The sequence below is a fragment of the Saccharothrix luteola genome (assembly GCF_020859565.1).
Taxonomy (GTDB): domain Bacteria; phylum Actinomycetota; class Actinomycetes; order Mycobacteriales; family Pseudonocardiaceae; genus Actinosynnema; species Actinosynnema luteola.
Genome location: NZ_JAJHUO010000004.1, coordinates 332,300 through 348,899 on the forward strand (window position 1 = coordinate 332,300; position 16,600 = coordinate 348,899).

Annotated in this window: 14 protein-coding genes; 8 read left to right on the plus strand and 6 right to left on the minus strand. The window is 72.3% G+C overall.

The genetic code is table 11. The annotated features are described in order from the left end of the window. Positions 1-6: 6 nt before the first annotated feature. Positions 7-2,217: a terpene synthase family protein gene (locus LNK82_RS06965; RefSeq protein WP_230566092.1), complete on the minus strand. Its 2,211-nt coding sequence runs from the start codon at positions 2,215-2,217 to the stop codon at positions 7-9. A gap of 235 nt (positions 2,218-2,452) precedes the next feature. On the opposite strand from LNK82_RS06965, the gene LNK82_RS06970 reads away from it, so the two are divergent. The 4 genes from LNK82_RS06970 (at position 2,453) to LNK82_RS06985 (ending at position 6,850) form a co-directional block, all read left to right on the plus strand. After that, positions 2,453-2,911 carry an SRPBCC family protein gene (locus LNK82_RS06970; protein ID WP_230566093.1) on the plus strand — a complete coding sequence of 153 codons (459 nt, stop codon included), beginning with the start codon at positions 2,453-2,455 and terminating at the stop codon, positions 2,909-2,911. A 90-nt stretch (positions 2,912-3,001) separates the two neighbouring features. Next, positions 3,002-3,820: an ABC transporter ATP-binding protein gene (locus LNK82_RS06975; protein ID WP_230566094.1), complete on the plus strand. Its 819-nt coding sequence runs from the start codon at positions 3,002-3,004 to the stop codon at positions 3,818-3,820. Positions 3,821-3,851: 31 nt separating this feature from the next. Beyond that, entirely contained in the window at positions 3,852-4,817 is a 966-nt protein-coding gene (locus LNK82_RS06980) for an ABC transporter substrate-binding protein (RefSeq protein ID WP_230566095.1), read from the plus strand. Next, positions 4,817-6,850, plus strand: a complete 2,034-nt coding sequence (locus LNK82_RS06985) for an iron ABC transporter permease (protein ID WP_230566096.1) — start codon at positions 4,817-4,819, stop codon at positions 6,848-6,850. Before LNK82_RS06980 ends, LNK82_RS06985 begins: the two co-directional genes overlap by 1 nt. Before the next feature lie 31 nt (positions 6,851-6,881). Here the strand turns inward: LNK82_RS06985 and LNK82_RS06990 are convergent, their stop codons facing one another. Further along, positions 6,882-8,339: a HEAT repeat domain-containing protein gene (locus LNK82_RS06990; RefSeq protein WP_230566097.1), complete on the minus strand. Its 1,458-nt coding sequence runs from the start codon at positions 8,337-8,339 to the stop codon at positions 6,882-6,884. Between the two features lie 104 nt (positions 8,340-8,443). On the opposite strand from LNK82_RS06990, the gene LNK82_RS06995 reads away from it, so the two are divergent. After that, positions 8,444-9,379, plus strand: coding sequence for a mycofactocin-coupled SDR family oxidoreductase (locus tag LNK82_RS06995; protein ID WP_230566098.1), 936 nt, complete (start codon positions 8,444-8,446; stop codon positions 9,377-9,379). Positions 9,380-9,399: 20 nt separating this feature from the next. Further along, complete coding sequence (locus LNK82_RS07000; RefSeq protein WP_230566099.1) at positions 9,400-9,933, plus strand: nuclear transport factor 2 family protein; 534 nt, start codon at positions 9,400-9,402, stop codon at positions 9,931-9,933. A gap of 20 nt (positions 9,934-9,953) precedes the next feature. Here the strand turns inward: LNK82_RS07000 and hisS are convergent, their stop codons facing one another. Next, entirely contained in the window at positions 9,954-11,240 is a 1,287-nt protein-coding gene (gene hisS, locus LNK82_RS07005) for a histidine--tRNA ligase (RefSeq protein WP_230566100.1), read from the minus strand. Between the two features lie 167 nt (positions 11,241-11,407). Here hisS and LNK82_RS07010 point away from each other — a divergent pair, with 167 nt between their 5' ends. Further along, positions 11,408-12,244 carry a hypothetical protein gene (locus tag LNK82_RS07010; RefSeq protein ID WP_230566101.1) on the plus strand — a complete coding sequence of 279 codons (837 nt, stop codon included), beginning with the start codon at positions 11,408-11,410 and terminating at the stop codon, positions 12,242-12,244. After that, positions 12,241-12,549 (plus strand): winged helix-turn-helix domain-containing protein, encoded by a 309-nt coding sequence (locus LNK82_RS07015; protein ID WP_230566102.1) that lies wholly within the window; start codon positions 12,241-12,243, stop codon positions 12,547-12,549. The genes LNK82_RS07010 and LNK82_RS07015 overlap by 4 nt, the downstream gene beginning before the upstream one ends. A gap of 192 nt (positions 12,550-12,741) precedes the next feature. On the opposite strand, the gene LNK82_RS07020 is transcribed toward LNK82_RS07015, so the two are convergent. The 3 genes from LNK82_RS07020 to LNK82_RS07030 form a co-directional block, all read right to left on the minus strand. After that, complete coding sequence (locus LNK82_RS07020) at positions 12,742-14,196, minus strand: serine hydrolase (protein ID WP_230566103.1); 1,455 nt, start codon at positions 14,194-14,196, stop codon at positions 12,742-12,744. An 86-nt stretch (positions 14,197-14,282) separates the two neighbouring features. Beyond that, a complete protein-coding gene (locus LNK82_RS07025; protein WP_230566104.1) occupies positions 14,283-15,887 on the minus strand; it encodes a sulfatase-like hydrolase/transferase in 1,605 nt (534 codons plus the stop codon). Further along, a complete protein-coding gene (locus LNK82_RS07030) occupies positions 15,884-16,552 on the minus strand; it encodes a DUF2306 domain-containing protein (RefSeq protein WP_230566105.1) in 669 nt (222 codons plus the stop codon). Before LNK82_RS07030 ends, LNK82_RS07025 begins: the two co-directional genes overlap by 4 nt. Positions 16,553-16,600: the final 48 nt, after the last annotated feature.

Below are 16,600 nucleotides of genomic sequence, written 5' to 3' on the forward strand. Positions count from 1 at the left end.
TTGCAGTCACCCATTGTTCACCAGGATGCGGGTGGACGCCGTGCCGAGACCCGTCGGACCGCGCAGGGCCTGCGGCGTGAACGCGAGCTCCCGGCCGCCGAAGTGCTTGGCCAGGTCGGCGTCGTGGTAGCGGACGACCTGCTGGTGCCAGTTGAGGATGCCGGACAGCCAGTCCTCCAGCTCGCCCACGTAGTCGTTCAGCGCGTCGCGCACCTCGGGTTCGAGGCGGAATTCCTCGAACAACGCGGGCAGCTCGACCCGCACCGAGTGCTGGAACTGCGCCAACCGCGCGTTCGCCAGATCGGTCGCGATGCCCCACGCCCGGTCCAGGTCCACGTCGAGGAAGTTGCGCACGACGAGCACCAGGTTGTGCACCTCGCCCTCGAACTGGATCTCCTTGCGGTAGGAGAAGAGGTCGTTGAGGATCGTGGCGTAGTCCATCGCCGAGTTCTCGATGTTGCGGATGGTGCGGGTCCGGAAGAGCTCGTCGGGCACCAGCCTGCCGTGGCCGAGCCGGGACAGGCTCATGGTCAGCTCCGAGCCGAACGTGTGGCGGCGCATCTCGACGTAGTCGACCGGGTCGGGCACGCGGTTCTCGTGCTGGTTCTTCAGCTCCCACAGCCAGCTGTCGAGCATCAGCTCCACGGCGTGCCGCAGCTGCTGCCGGTTGTCCCGCGGCATCGGGGCGGCGGTGCGCTGCCAGACGTCGGCGAGGCCGCGTTCCATCGGGGTCAGCGGGGACGGCGGCGCGCCGTCCAGCGGCATCATCTGCTTGAACCGGTCGGTGGTGGCCTTCGCGGCGGCCAGGTCGGGCGTGCGGCCGAACGCGACCGGGTAGTAGTCGTCGCCGTAGGTGCCCCAGGTCAGCCACAGCGCGGAGATCTCCAGCTCCTCCGGGGTGGCGTCCGGGTCGATGCCCGCCGAGCACAGCGCGAGGTCCATGTCGCGCAGCCTGCTCTCGGTCCACACGCGCGGCACGTCGTCGAAGAAGCCCATCTCCCCCGCCCACGCGACGCTCTTCTCCCGCGCGTCGTGCCAGTGCGGGCTCACCGCCACCGCGAACGGCATGTCCAGCGCCGGTTCGGGCCTGGACGGCACCTCTTCGAACGGCACGTGGCTGAAGGAGCGCAGGCGTTGCGGCGCGGTGGCGATCAGCGAGCGGACAGCGCTCGTGCCGAGCCCGGTCGGGCCGCCGAGCACCGGGTTCGCGGTGACCGCGCCCTCGTTCATGTAGCGGCTGGAGCGGGCGTGCCACTCGTGACCGCCCGCCTGCCAGTCCTGCAGGCCCTTCACGTACGCCAGCACGGCGAGGCGGCCGGCCGGGTCGACGGCGTGCTCGTCGAGCAGGAGCGGCACCTCGGTGACGGCCGTGTGCTCGAACTGGTGCAGGCGGGAGGTGAGCAGGTCGTTGACCGCCTCGGCGGCCTCCTGGGTCGGGATGCCCAGGAACTTCTCCAGCACCAGCACGCCGTTGCTCAGCTCGCCCTCGTCCAGCACCTCGCGCTCGTAGGAGAACAGGTCGTTGCGCAGGTGCACGGCGTCGGCGAACGTGTCGCGCAGGACGCCGATCGGGCGGGTGAGGGCGATCCGGGCGGGCACTTCCAGGCCGGTGACGTGCTCGACCAGGTTCGCCGACCACGGCGCGCCGCCCACCTTGCGGCGCATCTCGACGTACTCGATCGGGTTGGCGAGCCTGCCCTCGGAGATGTTGAGCAGCTCCCACATGGACTCGTCGAGCAGGTGCTCGGTGTTGGCGGCGAACCGGCGGCGCCAGTCCGCCGAGTGGCTGCCGACGGTGCGCGCCCACAGGTCGGCGAGGCCCTTCTCGACCGGGTTCGTCGGTTCCTCGGTGATCGCGCCGTCGACCGGCATGAACAGCGGCAGCCGGTCGAGGTAGGCCTTCGCGCCCGCCACGTCCGGGTTGCGCTTGTAGAGCTCGACGAAGTGGTCGTCGAAGTAGAAGACCCACACGTACCAGTCGGTGACGAGGTCGAGGTCCTCCGGCGAGGCGTCCGGGTGGGTGTAGGCGCAGAGCAGGGCGTAGTCGTGGGAGTCGAGGTCCTCGTCGGTCCAGATGACCGTGCCGTGCTGGGGCACGTCGATCATGTCCATCTCGTGCGCCCACGTCTTCGTGTGGGCCCGCGCGCGCTCCAGGTTGGGATTGAGCCGTGCCGGGTAGGGCAGGTAGAAATCCGGCAGCTGGAACGGCTGCGCCATCGGCTCGCACCTCTCGTCGGGACCTGTCGGGTGTACGCAACCAGTGCCCGGCCGTGACCGCCAAGACCCGGCGGTGGTGATCCACACGTTCGAGCGCCGAGTCCGCCCGACCGGCGCAACGGGCCGCCGCTCTGGGTGGTCGCCCTCGGTCACCGCCGGATCGGGTGGTGGGACCCCGCAGTGCGCTCGCGCCGACGAGCGGTGAAACCGGCACGCAGGCCGCACACTGGAGGACGTGCCCCGCCTGGAGCCCTTCGACGTGGACTTCTTCGACTCGGCGCCGCAGCGCCGCAGCTACGTGCTGGACCTGCCGGTGTCACCCGAACGTGTCTGGCGCGGCCTGTCCGCCTCCAACCCCCTGTGGTGGTGCCGGCTGCTGTCCTCCGTCGAGTACACCTCCCCTCGCCCGTTCGGGGTGGGCACGACGCGGACGGCGGCGCTGCTCGGCGTGCTGCGGCTGCGCGAGGTGTTCCTGCGCTGGGAGGAGGGCAGGCGGCAGTCGTTCCTGGTCGACCGAGCCAACCTGCCGGTGTTCCGGCGGTTCGGCGAGGACTACCTGGTGGAGCGGTCGGCCGAGGGGGCGAGGCTCACGTGGACGTTCGCCTACGAGTCGGGGCTCAAGGTGGGCGACCGGCTGAACGTGCTGGTGTTCGACTCCCTGGTGGCCGACACGCGGCGCCACTTCAGCGGCTGATCTTGCTTGCGCTGCGTTACCGAATAGGCCGAGAAGTGCAGTAGATCACGGCCATATGGGTGATACTGGACATTAGGTTAGGCTCCCCTCATGTCTAAGGGAGACGCGCTGCTCGCCGGTGAGGGACTGGTCCTGGCGCACCACGACCGCGCGGTGGTGCACGGTGTCTCGCTCGGACTCCGCGCCGGCGCCGTGACGGCGCTCGTCGGGCCGAACGGGTCCGGCAAGTCGACCGTCCTGCGGTCGCTGGCGCGGCTGCACCGGCCGCGCGAGGGGAACGTCCGGGTGGGCGAGCGGTCCGTCTGGGGCCACTCCCCCCTGTCCGGCAAGGAGTTCGCCCGCAACGTCACCCTGCTCACCCAGCAGCGGCCGACGCCGTCCGGCGTCTCGGTGCGCGACGTGGTCTCCTACGGCCGGTACCCGTACCGGACCGGGTGGCGCGGGGTGGACCTGGAGGGCGGCGCCGCCGTCGAGCGCGCCATGGAGCTGACCGGCGTGACCGCGATGGCCGACCGCGGCGTGGACGAGCTGTCCGGCGGCGAGTTGCAGCGCGTGTGGCTGGCGTCGTGCCTGGCGCAGCAGACCTCCGTGCTCCTGCTCGACGAGCCGACCAACCACCTGGACCTGCGCTACCAGGTCGAGGTGCTCGACGTGGTGCGCGACCTGGCGAACGACCACGACGTCGCGGTCGGCGTCGTGCTGCACGACCTCGACCACGCGGCGATCATCGCCGACGAGGTCGTGCTGCTGAGCGAGGGCAAGGTCGTCGCGGCCGGCGGGGTCCGCGACGTCCTCACGGGTGAGCACCTGACCCACGCCTACGGCGTCACGGTGCACGTCGCCGACGACCCGGTGACCGGCGCGATCCACTGCCGCCCCCTCGGCAGGCACACCCCGCGACCGGTCTGATCCCTTCCCTTCACCCTGAGAGGTACCAGCGATGCGCTTGCTCGCCCCTGCCCTCGTGACGGCGGCCGTGCTGCTGTCCGCCTGCGGCACGACCGAGACCCCCACGTCCACGCCGACCGAGTCCGCCGGCGGGCCGGTCACCGTGACCGACGCCCGCGGCAAGGAGGTCAAGCTCGACGCCCCGGCCAAGAAGGTCGTCACGCTGGAGTGGGCCGAGACCGAAACCATCGCCTCACTGGGTGTCATGCCGGTGGGTGTCGCGGACGCAGCCGGTTACAAGACGTGGGACGCGTCGGTGCCGCTCGCCGCCGACGTGAAGGACGTCGGCAAGCGCAACGAGCCCAGCGTCGACTCGATCGTCGCGCTCGACCCCGACCTGGTGATCATGGCCAAGGGCCGGGACGAGACGCTGGCGAACCAGCTGGAGAAGTACGTCCCCGTGGTCGTCACCCAGGCCAGCGACGCCTCCCGCAACCTCGACCGGCTGCGCGAGGACACCAAGCTGATCGCGCGGGCGATCGGCAAGTCCGCCGAGGGCGACAAGCTGCTGTCCGAACTGGACACCGCACTGGCCGACGGCAAGAAGGCCGTAGAGGCCAAGGGTGCGACCGGCACGCCGTTCGTCATGGCCGACGGCTGGCTCGAGGGCAGCACGGTCAACATCCGCCCGTTCGGCAAGGGCTCGCTGGTGTCCGACGCCGCCGAGGCCGTCGGCCTGAAGAACGCGTGGACCGGCGAGGTCGACCCGCAGTGGGGCCTCGGCGCCACCGACGTCGAGGGCCTGACCGCGCTCACCGACCCGAAGACCGTGCTGTTCTACAGCGCTTCCGAGGACGACGTGTTCACCACCGGCCTCGCCGCGAACCCGGTGTGGCAGCGGCTGCCGTTCGTGGTGAGCAAGAAGGTCGTCAAGCTGGAGCCGGGCACGTGGACGTTCGGCGGGCCGAAGTCGGTCGTCCACGTCGCCGAGCAGTTCGTGAAGGCTGCCACCGCCTGATGATGCGCACCGCCGCCGTGACGGCGGGGATCGTGGCGCTCATCGCCGTGCTCTCCGCCGTCCACCTCACCCAGGGCACCGCGTCGACCGGTGTGCTCGACGTGCTCAACGCCCTGGTGGGCAACGGGGACGCGCAGACCCTCGCCGTGCTGGAGGGCTCGCGCGTGCCGCGCCTGCTGGCCGCGTTGCTGCTCGGCGTCGCGCTCGGCGTGGCCGGCGCGGGCATGCAGTCGGTCGCGCGCAACCCGTTGGCCTCACCGGACACGCTCGCCGTGAACGCGGGCTCGCACCTGGCCGTGGTCGCGATCGCGGCGTTCGGGCTGAGCCTGCCCACGCTGCCCGCGGGCGCGGCGGCGTTCGTCGGCGGGCTCGCGGCGTCGGTCGTCGTGCTCGGGCTGTCCGGCGGGGGTTCGACCAGCCCGCGGCTGGTGCTCGTCGGCTCGGCGGTCATGTTGACGCTCCAGTCGGCGACGGTCCTGCTCCTGCTGATGTACGAGCAGGAGACGACCGGGCTGTTCGCCTGGGGCTCCGGTTCGCTGACCGTGAGCGACCTGAACGCGACCGCGCAGATGACGCCGGTCGTGGTGGTCGCGGTGGCGGCGCTGCTGGTGATGGGCCGGTCGCTCGACATCCTGGCCCTGGGTGACGACAACGCGACCGTGCTGGGGTTGAAGGTGCGGCGCACGCGCGTGGGCGCGGTGCTGCTGACCGTGGCGTTGACGGCGGCGGCGGTGACGGTCGCGGGGCCGATCGGGTTCGTCGGGCTGAGCGCGCCGGTGATCACCCGGCTGCTGACGCCGTTCGTGCCCGGGTTGGGCAAGCACCGCGTGTTGCTGCCGTTCTCCGGGCTCGTCGGCGTGGTGATCGTGCTCGGCGCGGACGTGCTGCTGCGGGCCGTCATGGGCTCGGCGGCGGCCGTCCGGGTGCCGACCGGGGTGATGACCACGGTCCTGGGCGCGGTCGTGCTGATCTGGCTGGCGCGACGGGGGCGGTCCGGCGGGACGCCACGGCAGGCGCCGGCCGGACGGGTCGGCGTGGCGGGGTCGTCGCGCCGGCTCGTGGTGACGTCGGTGGTGCTGGGCGTGCTGCTGGTCGCGACGCCGACGGTGGGCCTCATGCTCGGGGACCGGTTGGTGCTGCTGGGCGACCTGGCGAACTGGTTCGCGGGGCGGACGGGCACCGCGCTGACGTTCGTGCTCGACCAGCGGCTGCCGCGCGTGCTGGCGGCGTTGGTGGCGGGCGCGGCGCTGGCGGTGGCCGGGTGCGGCATCCAGTCGGTGAGCCGCAACCCGCTGGCGGAACCCGGGCTGCTCGGCATCACGGCGGGCGCCGGGCTCGCCGCGATCGCGTTGATCACGGCGGTGCCGCTGGCCGGCGCGTGGCACATCGCGGGTGCCGCGGGCGTGGGTGCGATGGTGGCGTTCGCGCTGGTCTACGGGCTGGCGTGGCGGTCGGGGCTGGATTCGGACCGGCTGGTGGTCATCGGCATCGCGATGTGGTCGGCGGGGATGGCGTTGATCACGCTGCTGATCGTGACGTCGGACCCGTGGAACACGGCGAAGGCCCTGACGTGGATGTCCGGCTCGACCTACGGGCGGACGTTGGAGCAGGTGGTGCCGACGGCGCTGGCGCTGGTGCTGCTGACCCCGTTGCTGTGGGCGCGGCACCGCGAGCTCGACCTGCACAGCCTGGACGAGGACACGCCGCGCGTGCTGGGCATGCGGGTGGAGCGGTCGCGGCTGGTGATCCTGCTGGCGGCCGGTGTGCTGGCGGCGACGGCAGTGTCCGCGATCGGTGTGGTGGCGTTCGTCGGCTTGGTCGCGCCGCACCTGGCCCGGTCGTTGGTCGGCGGTCGGCACGCGCGCGTGCTGCCGGTCGCGGCGGCGGTGGGCGCGGTGCTCGTGAGCGCGGCGGACACCGTGGGCCGGACGGTCATCGCACCCGCGCAGGTGCCCGCCGGGCTGGTGATCGCGTTGATCGGCACGCCGTACTTCGTGCTGGTGATGTGGCGGACGCGCGAGATGCGCACCTGACCCCTGGTCGGCGCGGTCCGCGCCGACCAGGTCAGCCCAGGAGCTCCCGCAGCAGGTAGGCGGTCTGCTCGTCCAGGCCGACCGCCGCCCGCTCCAGCAACGCCCGCAAGCCCGGCGCCTCCGCCGCACCCACCTCCAACGGCGCGACGGTCCGCCGGCGCCACGGCACCGACACCAGGGAGTGCGCGATCCGCACGGCGTCCGCCCGACCGCGCCGCGCCAACCGGACGTGCGAATCACCCACCGCCGTCAACGCCGCGCGCAGCTCGGCGACCCGTCCGAGCCGCCGCGCCAACCGGTAGCCGGCGGTCCGCACCGCGGGCCGCTCGTCACCCAGCAACTCCCACGGCAACGCCGCCGGCACCGAGCGCAACGCCACCGTCGCCTCACGCACCACGACCGACGACGGGTCGCGCAGCAACGGCAGCACCAGGTCGTCGGTCACCTGCTCCAGCACCCGCAACGCCCGCACGGCACGTGCCCGGATCCGGCCCGTCGGGTGCGCCAGCAACTCCACCAGGTGCCGCCCGTCGCCGCCCACCTCGGCGAACCCGTCGATCGCGCCCGCGGTCACACGCGACCGGTAGTAGGCGGGCACGTCCACGCCCACCCGTGAAGCCGCCGCCCGCGCCAACGCGCGCACCAGCGACGACTTGTCGTCCAAGTGCGCCACCACCTCCGCGTCACGCCCCAACCGCACCAGGCCGGTCAACGCCTCCACCCGCACCTCGGCGTGCGGTGACGCGGCCAGCCGCCGCAACACCTCCACCCGCGCGGACCAGACGCAGTCCCGCGCCGCCGCCTCCGCCGCCGACGACCGCAGCCGCACGTCCGGCGCCGTCAACGCGACCGACACCTTCCGGTCCAGCCGCCACGCCCCGGCCTCGAACGCGAACGCGCGCACCTCCCGGTCCGGCGATCCCAGCAAGGACTCCAACGGCGCACGGGGATCGGCCGCGGCGGCCCGGAGCTGGTTGCGCACGAACGTGCCCCGCAGCCGCCCCTCGACCCACAACCCGACCCCCACCGCGGCGGGCAGCATCCGCGCGGGATCGCGGTGCAGCAGCACGGCCAGCCCCGCGCCGGCCCGTTCGCGGACCTCCGGCACCCAGTCCCCGGTCCGCAGCACCAGGAACGGCACCAACTCCGGCAGCCGCCGCGCGATGATCTGCTCGACCGCACGCTCCCGGAGCCGCCCGTCGCCGTGCGTGCTGGCCAACGCGACGCCCAACGGCGACCCGTCGCGGCGGGCACGGCCGGCCTTCGTGAGCTGCGGCGGGACATAGCCCTCCGACACGTGCCACCGCACCCGCCGGGCGGAGGAGTCCAGCAGGATCACCGCTCGCGGCCGACGGGCCAGCGTCGCCAACGCCGCGAGGCCCGCCGCCTCGTCGCCCGCCGCGTCGATCTCGGTGAGCAGCGCGAGCACGGGGTCCGGCTCGGTCCACCTCGCGCGGTAGGAGTCCAGGAGCCGTTCCAGTTCTTCCACCAGGGCATGGTGGCGCACCACCCGTGCTCGTGGCCTCCCTATTACCGAACGGCATCGGCACGGGTCTTGGACACCGCACCCTCCCGCTGCGGACGATCGGAACCATGGACGACGGGGACAAGGTGCGCCGACGCACGCTGTTGGCGGGCGCCGGTGTGGCGGGTCTGGTGGCTGCGGGGACGGGCGCTGCGGGCGCCGTGCAAGGGCAGCCCGGTGGCGAGTTGCGCGGGCAGGTCGCCCTGGTCACCGGCGCGGCGCGCGGCATCGGCCGGGCGACGTGCGTGGCGCTGGCGCGGGCGGGCGCGGACGTGGTGGCGCTCGACATCGCCTCGCCGAAGGCCATCACGCTCGACTACCCGCTGGGCAGCGCGGAAGAGCTGGACGAGACCGTGCGCGCGGTGCGTTCGCTCGGACGGCGCGCGGTGGCGGTGAAGGCGGACGTGCGCGACGCCGGGCGGATGCAGGACGTGGCGCGGCAGGCGGTCCGCGAGTTCGGCCGGCTCGACATCGCGGTCGCCAACGCGGGCATCACCACCTACGCGCCGCTGGACGCGATGTCGCCGCGCCAGTTCGCGGACGTCATCGACGTGAACCTGATCGGCGTGGCGAACACCATGCGTGCGGTCATCCCGCACCTGGTGGCGCGCAAGAGCGGGTCGATCATCGTGGTGTCGTCCAGCGAGGGCAGGCACGGCGCGCCGCGGCTCGCCCACTACCAGGCCGCGAAGTGGGGCGTGATCGGCCTGGTCAAGGGCGTGGCGACGGAGGTCGGGCCGGCGGGCGTGCGGGTCAGCGGCGTGGCGCCGACCGGTGTGCGCACGCCGATGGTGCTCAACGACGCCACCTACGAGTGGGTCGGCGGCACCACGGTCGAAGACCTGGAGCGCGCCCTGCGCGGCTACAACACCCAGCCGGTCGGGCTGATCGAGCCCGAGGACGTGGCCGACGCCATCGCGTTCCTCGCCTCGCCGCGCGCCCGGTACGTCTCCGGCACCGTGCTCGACGTGACGGCGGGCGCGAGCACCCGTTGGAACAGCTGATCAACCACCAGGAGTGTGAGATGACGGAACACCTGTCCCGGGCCGACGTGCTGCGGGGGCTCGGCGCGACCGCGGTGGGCGTGGCGGCGGGCTCGCTGCTCGGCACGGGCGGCGCGACGGCCTCGGCCGCCGCCGAGCACCCGAACGTGAGGCTGATCAAGGACTACTACGCGGCCTACGGCTCCGGTGACGTGAACGCCCTGCGCCGGTTCTTCGCCGACGACATCCGGTGGACGATCCCCGGCCACCACCCGTTGTCGGGCACCAAGGTCGGCGTCGAGGAGGTGCTGGCGTTCTTCGCCGAACTCGCCGAGGCGGGCTTCCGCGCGGAGCCGATCTTCCTGGCCGCGGACCGCGACTGGGTCGTCGACCTGCACCGGGGCTGGAGCACCACGCCGGAGGGCCTGGACATCACGTGGGCGCTCGCGTTCCGGATCCGCGGGCGGAAGATCGTGGAGGCGGTCAACTTCGCCGCCGACCAGCACGCGGCCGACCGGTTCTTCTGGCAGACCTACCCGTTGGCCCCCATCCCGAACCGGCTCGCCGGGCGCTGACGGCCGCCGGTCGCGCGGGCTCAGCCCCGTCCGCGCGACCAGGTCGCCGGGTCGGCGGCGGTCTGCGCGCCGGTGGCCAGGTCCTTCACCTCGTGCGGCCGGCCGTCCTCGAACGGCGGGAACCACACGAACGGGATGCCCTTGCGGGAGGCGTACCGGACCTGCTTGGCCAGCTTGTCCTCCTGGTGGTACAGCTCGACGTTGCAGCCGTTGTCGCGCAACGCCTTCGCGGTGTCGGTGGCGGTCCGGCGGCGGTTCGGCGGCAGGACGACGAGGACGTCGGCGGGCGTGCTCGGGCCCGTCTCGAGCAGGCCGGCGGACAGCACCTTGGCGAAGATGCGGGAGAACCCGATCGACATGCCGACGCCGGGCAGCCTGCGCCGGATGAACGACCCGGCCAGGTCCTCGTACCGGCCGCCGGAGCAGATCGAGCCGTACTCCGGCCAGTCCACGAACTTCCCCTCGTAGACGGTGCCGGTGTAGTAGTCCAGCCCGCGCGCGATGGAGAAGTCGGCGACCACCTCGGGCAGGTCGGACAGCTCGCGCAGGACGAAGTCCAGCTCTTCGAGCCCTTCGTCCAGGAGTGCCGACCGCACGCCCAACGCGCGCACGTCGTCGACACCGCCGCGGAGTTGCGCGAGGTCGAGGACGGACTTGATCCGCGTCTGGTCGAGCCGGTCGGCCAGCAGGGACGCCACGCCGTCGGGGCCGATCTTGTCGATCTTGTCCACGGTCCTGATGACGTCGAGCGGCTCCTCGATGCCGAGGCCTTCGTAGAAGCCCTGCAACACCTTGCGGTTGTTGACGTTGATGGTCCACGGCGGCAGGCCGAGCGAGGTCAGCACCTCGTGCACGATGCGCGGCAGCTCGGCGTCGAAGTGGATCGGCACCTCGTCGACGTTGATCACGTCGATGTCGCACTGGGTGAACTCGCGGAACCGCCCGTCCTGGGGCCGTTCGCCGCGCCAGGCGCGCTGGATCTGGTAGCGCTTGAAGGGGAAGACGAGCTCGTTGAAGTGCTGCGCGGTGTACCGGGCGAACGGCACGGTGAGGTCGAAGCGCAGGCCGAGCTGCCCGTCGTCCGACCCCTGGACCCGGCCCAGCGAGTAGACCTCCTTGGAGGTTTCACCCTTGGCCATGAGCACTTCGAGGCGTTCCGCTGCCGGCGTTTCGACGGAGCAGAAGCCGTAGCGCTCGAAGGCGGCGCGGATCCCGTCCAGCCAGCGCAGCTCGACCAGGCGCACGTGCGGCAGCCACTCCGGGAAGCCGCTGACGGGCGCCGGTCGCACTACGGGTTGGTCGGTCATGCCGGCAAGTCCACCGGAAACCCGGCGAACGCGCCAACGGCTTTTCCGATCGGGTGTACGTGCGGTGGCCGGAGTTCGACGTGCGGCTTTGCGCCGTTCGGCGCGTTGACCGCACTAGGTTTGTGATGCAAACTTGATTGCATCAGCGAGGAGTTGGGGGGCGCGCAGTGGCCGGTGATCCGAAGGACCTGCTCGACGAGTTGACGGCGTTGCGGCGGCGCGCCCGCCGCGACCGGCACGGCTACTGGGTCCCGTTCCTGCTGTTCGGGGCGATCGTCGCGGCGGCGATCCCGCTGTACCTGCCGGAGCGGTGTGAGTCCGTGTGCTACTGGTCGGCGAACGAGCTGCCGCCGCTGTGGCACTGGCTGCACCCGACGGGGCAGGCGAGCGGGGTGCTCGCCTTCGGCAACCACCCGTCCCTGTGGAAGGACTTCTACTGGATGGGCACGCTGGCGGTCGCGTTCCTGGCGACGGTCGGGTGGTACCGGTGGCGGGCGGGGAAGGTCGGGGTGGAGACCTCGACGCTGCTCTACGCCCAGGTGACCTTGTTCGTGCTGGTCCTCCCGCTGGTGGGCGTGCCGGTGGTCACCCGGTTGGTCTTCACCGGACTGGGTTGGCCGGTCGCGCTCCCGGTCCTGGTCGTCGGGGTCGTGGTGGCGACGGTGCTCGCGAAGCGGAAGCTGCGGACCGCGATCGTGATCCTGTCGCTGATCCTGGTCGCCCACCTGGTGATGATCTTCCCGTACGGACCGTTGCTCGTGGTGGCGGTGGGGGTGCTCGGTCTGGCGTGGGTGGAGCGCAGTGCGCTGTGCACGTCGTTCGCCGTGCTGTTCACGGTCTGGGCGCTGTTCGTGAACGGGTGGGCGACGTGGGTCTACGGCGCGTTCCTGTGGCCGGTCCCGCTGATCGAGGTCGGCGACCTGCTGTCGTCGGCCGTGATCCTCGTGCTCGGCGGGGTCGGCGGTCTCGTCGCCCGTCGGGCGCGGGGCAAGATCGCGACATGACCGAGCACCCCACGTCGGGGCTGGACGACACCGTCCACCAGCGGCACCGGTTGGGCATCCTGACGATCGCGGCCGAGGTCGAGAGGGTGGAGTTCGGCTACCTCAGGTCCACTCTGGACCTCACCGCGGGCAACCTGTCCCGGCACGTCACGGTGCTCGAAGAGGCCGGTTTGCTGGAGGTCGAGAAGGGCTACGACGGCAGGCGCCCGAAGACGTGGGTGAGGGTCACCGCCGCGGGCCGCGAGGCGCTCGCCGCGGAGATGGCGGTGTTGCGGGCGCTGCTGGAGCGGCACGGCCGGGCGTGACAGCGCCGTCACCAGCCGCGCGTGTGCCGAAAGGACTGGCGGGGGGGGGGCCCCCCCGCCGGGGCCGGGGGGGCAGGGCCGCCACCGCCACGGCGCGGCCGGGCGTGACAGCGCCGTCACCAGCCGCGCGTGTGCCGAAAGGACTGGCGGGCGATCACCCGGCGGCGTCGCGCCGGGTGATCGCCCATCCGGCTAGCCCTGGCGCACGTTCCAGTGCGGCAGTGGCGCGAGCGCGGTCATGATGTCGTCGACGGCCGCGCCCAGCTTGGCGTACTTCTCGGTGTAGAGCACCGGGAAGACGCCGGGCCGGTTGGCGGGGCGGTAGGCGTCGACGTAGTCGGTGCCCAGGTTGCTGAACGCGACCACGATGTAGTTGCGCCGCGCCTTGCCGGGCAGGGACTTCACGATGCCCGCGTCGCTGCCGGTCGTGTCGACCCAGCCGGTCTTGTGGCCGAACGTCACCTCGGCGACCGCGTCGCACGGCCGGACGTCGCTGTCGTACACCGCGTCGCCGACCTTCATCGTGCCGTCGGCCTGGATCCAGCGCGGCGGGGTGAGCTGCGCGATGCCCTGCACCGGGTAGTCGCGCCCGCAGTGGTTCGTGGTGGACAGCATCTCGTTGTGGCCCTGGTTGCCCAGCGACTTGATGAACTGCACGCGGGACGCCTCGGTGAGCTCGTTGCGGGTGACGAGCTTGCCCGCGTCGGTCGTCCACAGCACGCCGGAGCCGCCGTTGACCAGCAGGAGCAGCTTCGCGGTGTCGATGGCGCTCATGTTCGACCCGATCCAGCGCCCGCCGTTCTCCGGGTTGGTGCCGGTGACCATCAGCGTCGGCATGCCCAGCTCGACGAACGTGCGGTTGACCTCGTCCCACGCGCCGAGGTCGTGGATCATCTTGATCAACGCGCAGGTGGACTCGTTCTGCGACTTGGTGATCATCTCGTCGAAGTGCTGCCGGATCACCTTGCTGGACGCGGCACCGCACACCGGGTGCTGCGTCACCGGCCGGTAGTCGTAGACCGCGTCGAGGTCGACCCGGCCCTGGTCGGCCAGCCGGAGCACGCCGAAGCCGACCATGAGCTTGAGCACCGACGCGGGGTACGGCGAGGAGAAGTCGATGGGCGCGTTCTCCCGGCCGGCGAGCACGTCACGGGTCCCCCGGCCGCCGTTGACGTCCCACTCCGTGTCGTCCCACCAGCGGTAGCGCACCTTGTCGGTGGACAGCTTCCGCTCGTTCACCGGCACCACGACCCCGTTGGGGTACTGCGGGCTGAGCAGGACGTCGGCCACCGCGATCGGCCGGCCGAGGCGGTCGAGCTCGATCACCGCGAGGTCCACGTTCGGCGTCTGGTGCAGCGGCCGGGCCGCGGCGGCGTCGAGCCTGGCCGTCGACGCCTCCTCGGCGGACAGCGGGTCGTACTTCTCCGGCGCGCCCGCCTTCGACGCCGCCGCCGCCTGCTCCGGCGGGGTCAGGTCGAGCACGTCCTTGAAGTCCTGCGCGACCACGGCCTGCCGCAGCGACTCGGCCAGCAGGGCGTTGACGTCACCGCCCGCGGTCGCGGCCGGCACCGTGGCCAGGGCGCTGACCAGCACCGTCGCCGCCGTGAGGGCGGTCGCGGTGAGCAGTCTGCGTCGGAACGCTTTCATTGCACTCCCCCGTGAAGTCATCCGTCTGCGCCGCCGACGGTAGTGCATTCGGCGCTGACGCCTGATCGGACATCCACCGGGAGCGGCTAGCGGAACGTGGTCAGGAATTGGTCGCGGAAGGTGTCCATGGGGCGCACGGGCGCGCGAGGACCTGGCTTCAGGCCGTCGGTCCAGCCCCAGGCGTCGGTGCGGTCGAGCACGGCCCGGTCGCGGGTCACGATGGTGATCGGCACGTCCCGACCCGCGTCCGGGCCGGTGACGAACGGCGCGGGCTGGTGGTCGCCGAGGAAGACGAGCACGAGGTCGTCGTCGCCGTAGGTCTCCACGTAGGACACGAGGGTGTTGATCGAGTACTCGACCGTGCGCGAGTAGTCGGACCGCACGAGCGCCGGGTCGCGACCGAACATGTCCTCCGCGGGCGCTTCGCCCGAGGCCATGGAGTGGAACACCGAGCCGTCGCCGACGTTGTGCCAGCCGACCGCCGTCGGCGCGGGCGACCACGGCGCGTGGCTGGACAGCAGGGGGATCGCCGCCATCACGGGCGCGTGCCCGTCGGCGCGCTCGAACTGCTGGAACCTCGCCATCGTGAACTCGTCGGGCGCGGTGGCGTAGCCGAAGCGCGGTCCGCGGTAGCCGAGGTCGTCGAGCGCGTAGATCCGGTCGTAGTCGAAGAACCCGCCTTCGGGCCACGCCCTCGTGATGCCCGGCATGACGCCGACCGAACGCCAGCCCGCGCGCCGGAACGCGCCGCCGAGCGTCAGCCGGTCGCTGCCCAGGAGGGTGCGGTAGCGCTGCTGGTTGTCGATCCACAGCCCGGACAGCAGGGTGGCCTGGGCGAGCCAGCTGCCGCCGCCCGCGGTCGGCGAGGTGAGGTACGCGCTGCGCGAGGTGTACCCGGCGGCGGCGAGCCGGCGGGTGCCCGCGTCGAGCACCGGGGTGACGTGCGGCGCGATGCCCGGGTGCTCGACGGCGGAACGCCCGTAGCTCTCGACGAACGCCACGACGACGTCCTTGCCGCGCAACGAGGTCAGCATCTCCTCGGCCTCCGCGCCGGCGAACGGGTCCACCGCGGACTCCGCGGCGAACCGATCGCGGTCGCGCAGGCCGTCGTGCACCCTTCGTGCCTGGTCGTAGGCGAACGCCGCCGTGCTGTGCGACGCGATCGCGGGTTGGAGGCCGGCGAACGTGATCCACCCGACGGTGAGGACGGCGACGACGCGGGCGGCGGGGACCCGGTGGCGCACCACGACTCCGCTGAGCCGCACCGCGGACCGTGCGGCCAGGAACACCACCCCGGCGGCGAGCAGGACGGCGAGGACGACTACCGCCACCGCCGCGAACCGCCCCGCCGTCACGTCCACGTAGTCCACCGCGGGTTCCAGCAGCGGCCAGTCGAGCACCGGGTCGAACGGCCGGTGCAGCACCGCGTCGAACCCCAGGTCCAGCGTTTTCAGGACGAGGATGAGGCCGAGGAGGGCCCCGCCGACCGGCGCCGCGACGCGTCGCGCCCGTTCCGGCAGGACCAGCACCAGGACGACGCCGAGCAGCGCCTCCACCGGGAGGCGGAGGAACGCGGCCGGGGTCAGCGAGTCGGAGTCGCCGGGCACGAGCAGCGCGAGCAGGACGAGCGCGGCGGCCGAGGCGGTGACTGCCGCGCGGCGGCCACGGCGGTCCGGGGTGTCCTCGGTCATGCGGTCCTCTCTGCTCTCCTTGCCCGGTACAACGTGCGCCGACCCCTGGCGGGTTCACCGATGAGCCATTCCGCCACGGCGATGTTGATCAGCCAGCCGAGGCCGAGCAGCAGCGTCCTGGTCAGGCCGGTGGCCGGGCCGACGAGCACGACCCAGGCGATGGTGACCAGCGCCTGCGTGCCCGCGCCCTGGGCGATCGCGTAGGCCCGGATCATCCACGCGCGGTGCCGGACGACGTCCCGCCGCAGGATCGCCCGGACGCCGAGGACGAGGGCGAGGACCGTGGCGGAGCCGGTCACGAGCCGGAAGGCGGCGAGGAGGTCGCCGTCCCCCTCGGGGTAGGGGTAGAACAACGTCATCCACAGGCCGGTGAGGGCCATCAGCAGGCCGGCCGGGACGAGGACCCGGCCGAGGACGCGGTGCCCGGCCCGGTGCCGGCGGCGGAAGCCCGGCGCGAACTGGAAGGCGCCCCCGAGGCAGTACAGGACGGCGCCGACGATGTGCAGCACCACCGGCGCCGGGGCGGCGAAGAACCTGGCGTTCTCCGGGGTGACCTCACCGCCGGCCAGGTCGGTGAGGCGCATGGCGCCGCCGGCCATCGGGATGAGAGTGAGCGCGATCAAGGCGGTGGGCACGAGCCAGTCGGCCCTGCGGGAGGAGGTCACGGCGGAGGCCCTTCGTCGGTCCGGTCGCCCGGTCTCGGTGTGATCCGA

What these genes read in the sequence shown, in the direction of transcription:
- LNK82_RS06965 (WP_230566092.1), bottom strand. Translation starts at nt 2,217, where the DNA reads ATGGCGCAGCCGTTCCAGCTGCCGGATTTCTACCTGCCCTACCCGGCA.
- LNK82_RS06975 (WP_230566094.1), top strand. Translation starts at nt 3,002, where the DNA reads ATGTCTAAGGGAGACGCGCTGCTCGCCGGTGAGGGACTGGTCCTGGCG.
- LNK82_RS06980 (WP_230566095.1), top strand. Translation starts at nt 3,852, where the DNA reads ATGCGCTTGCTCGCCCCTGCCCTCGTGACGGCGGCCGTGCTGCTGTCC.
- LNK82_RS06985 (WP_230566096.1), top strand. Translation starts at nt 4,817, where the DNA reads ATGATGCGCACCGCCGCCGTGACGGCGGGGATCGTGGCGCTCATCGCC.
- LNK82_RS06995 (WP_230566098.1), top strand. Translation starts at nt 8,444, where the DNA reads ATGGACGACGGGGACAAGGTGCGCCGACGCACGCTGTTGGCGGGCGCC.
- LNK82_RS07000 (WP_230566099.1), top strand. Translation starts at nt 9,400, where the DNA reads ATGACGGAACACCTGTCCCGGGCCGACGTGCTGCGGGGGCTCGGCGCG.
- hisS (WP_230566100.1), bottom strand. Translation starts at nt 11,240, where the DNA reads ATGACCGACCAACCCGTAGTGCGACCGGCGCCCGTCAGCGGCTTCCCG.
- LNK82_RS07015 (WP_230566102.1), top strand. Translation starts at nt 12,241, where the DNA reads ATGACCGAGCACCCCACGTCGGGGCTGGACGACACCGTCCACCAGCGG.
- LNK82_RS07020 (WP_230566103.1), bottom strand. Translation starts at nt 14,196, where the DNA reads ATGAAAGCGTTCCGACGCAGACTGCTCACCGCGACCGCCCTCACGGCG.
- LNK82_RS07025 (WP_230566104.1), bottom strand. Translation starts at nt 15,887, where the DNA reads ATGACCGAGGACACCCCGGACCGCCGTGGCCGCCGCGCGGCAGTCACC.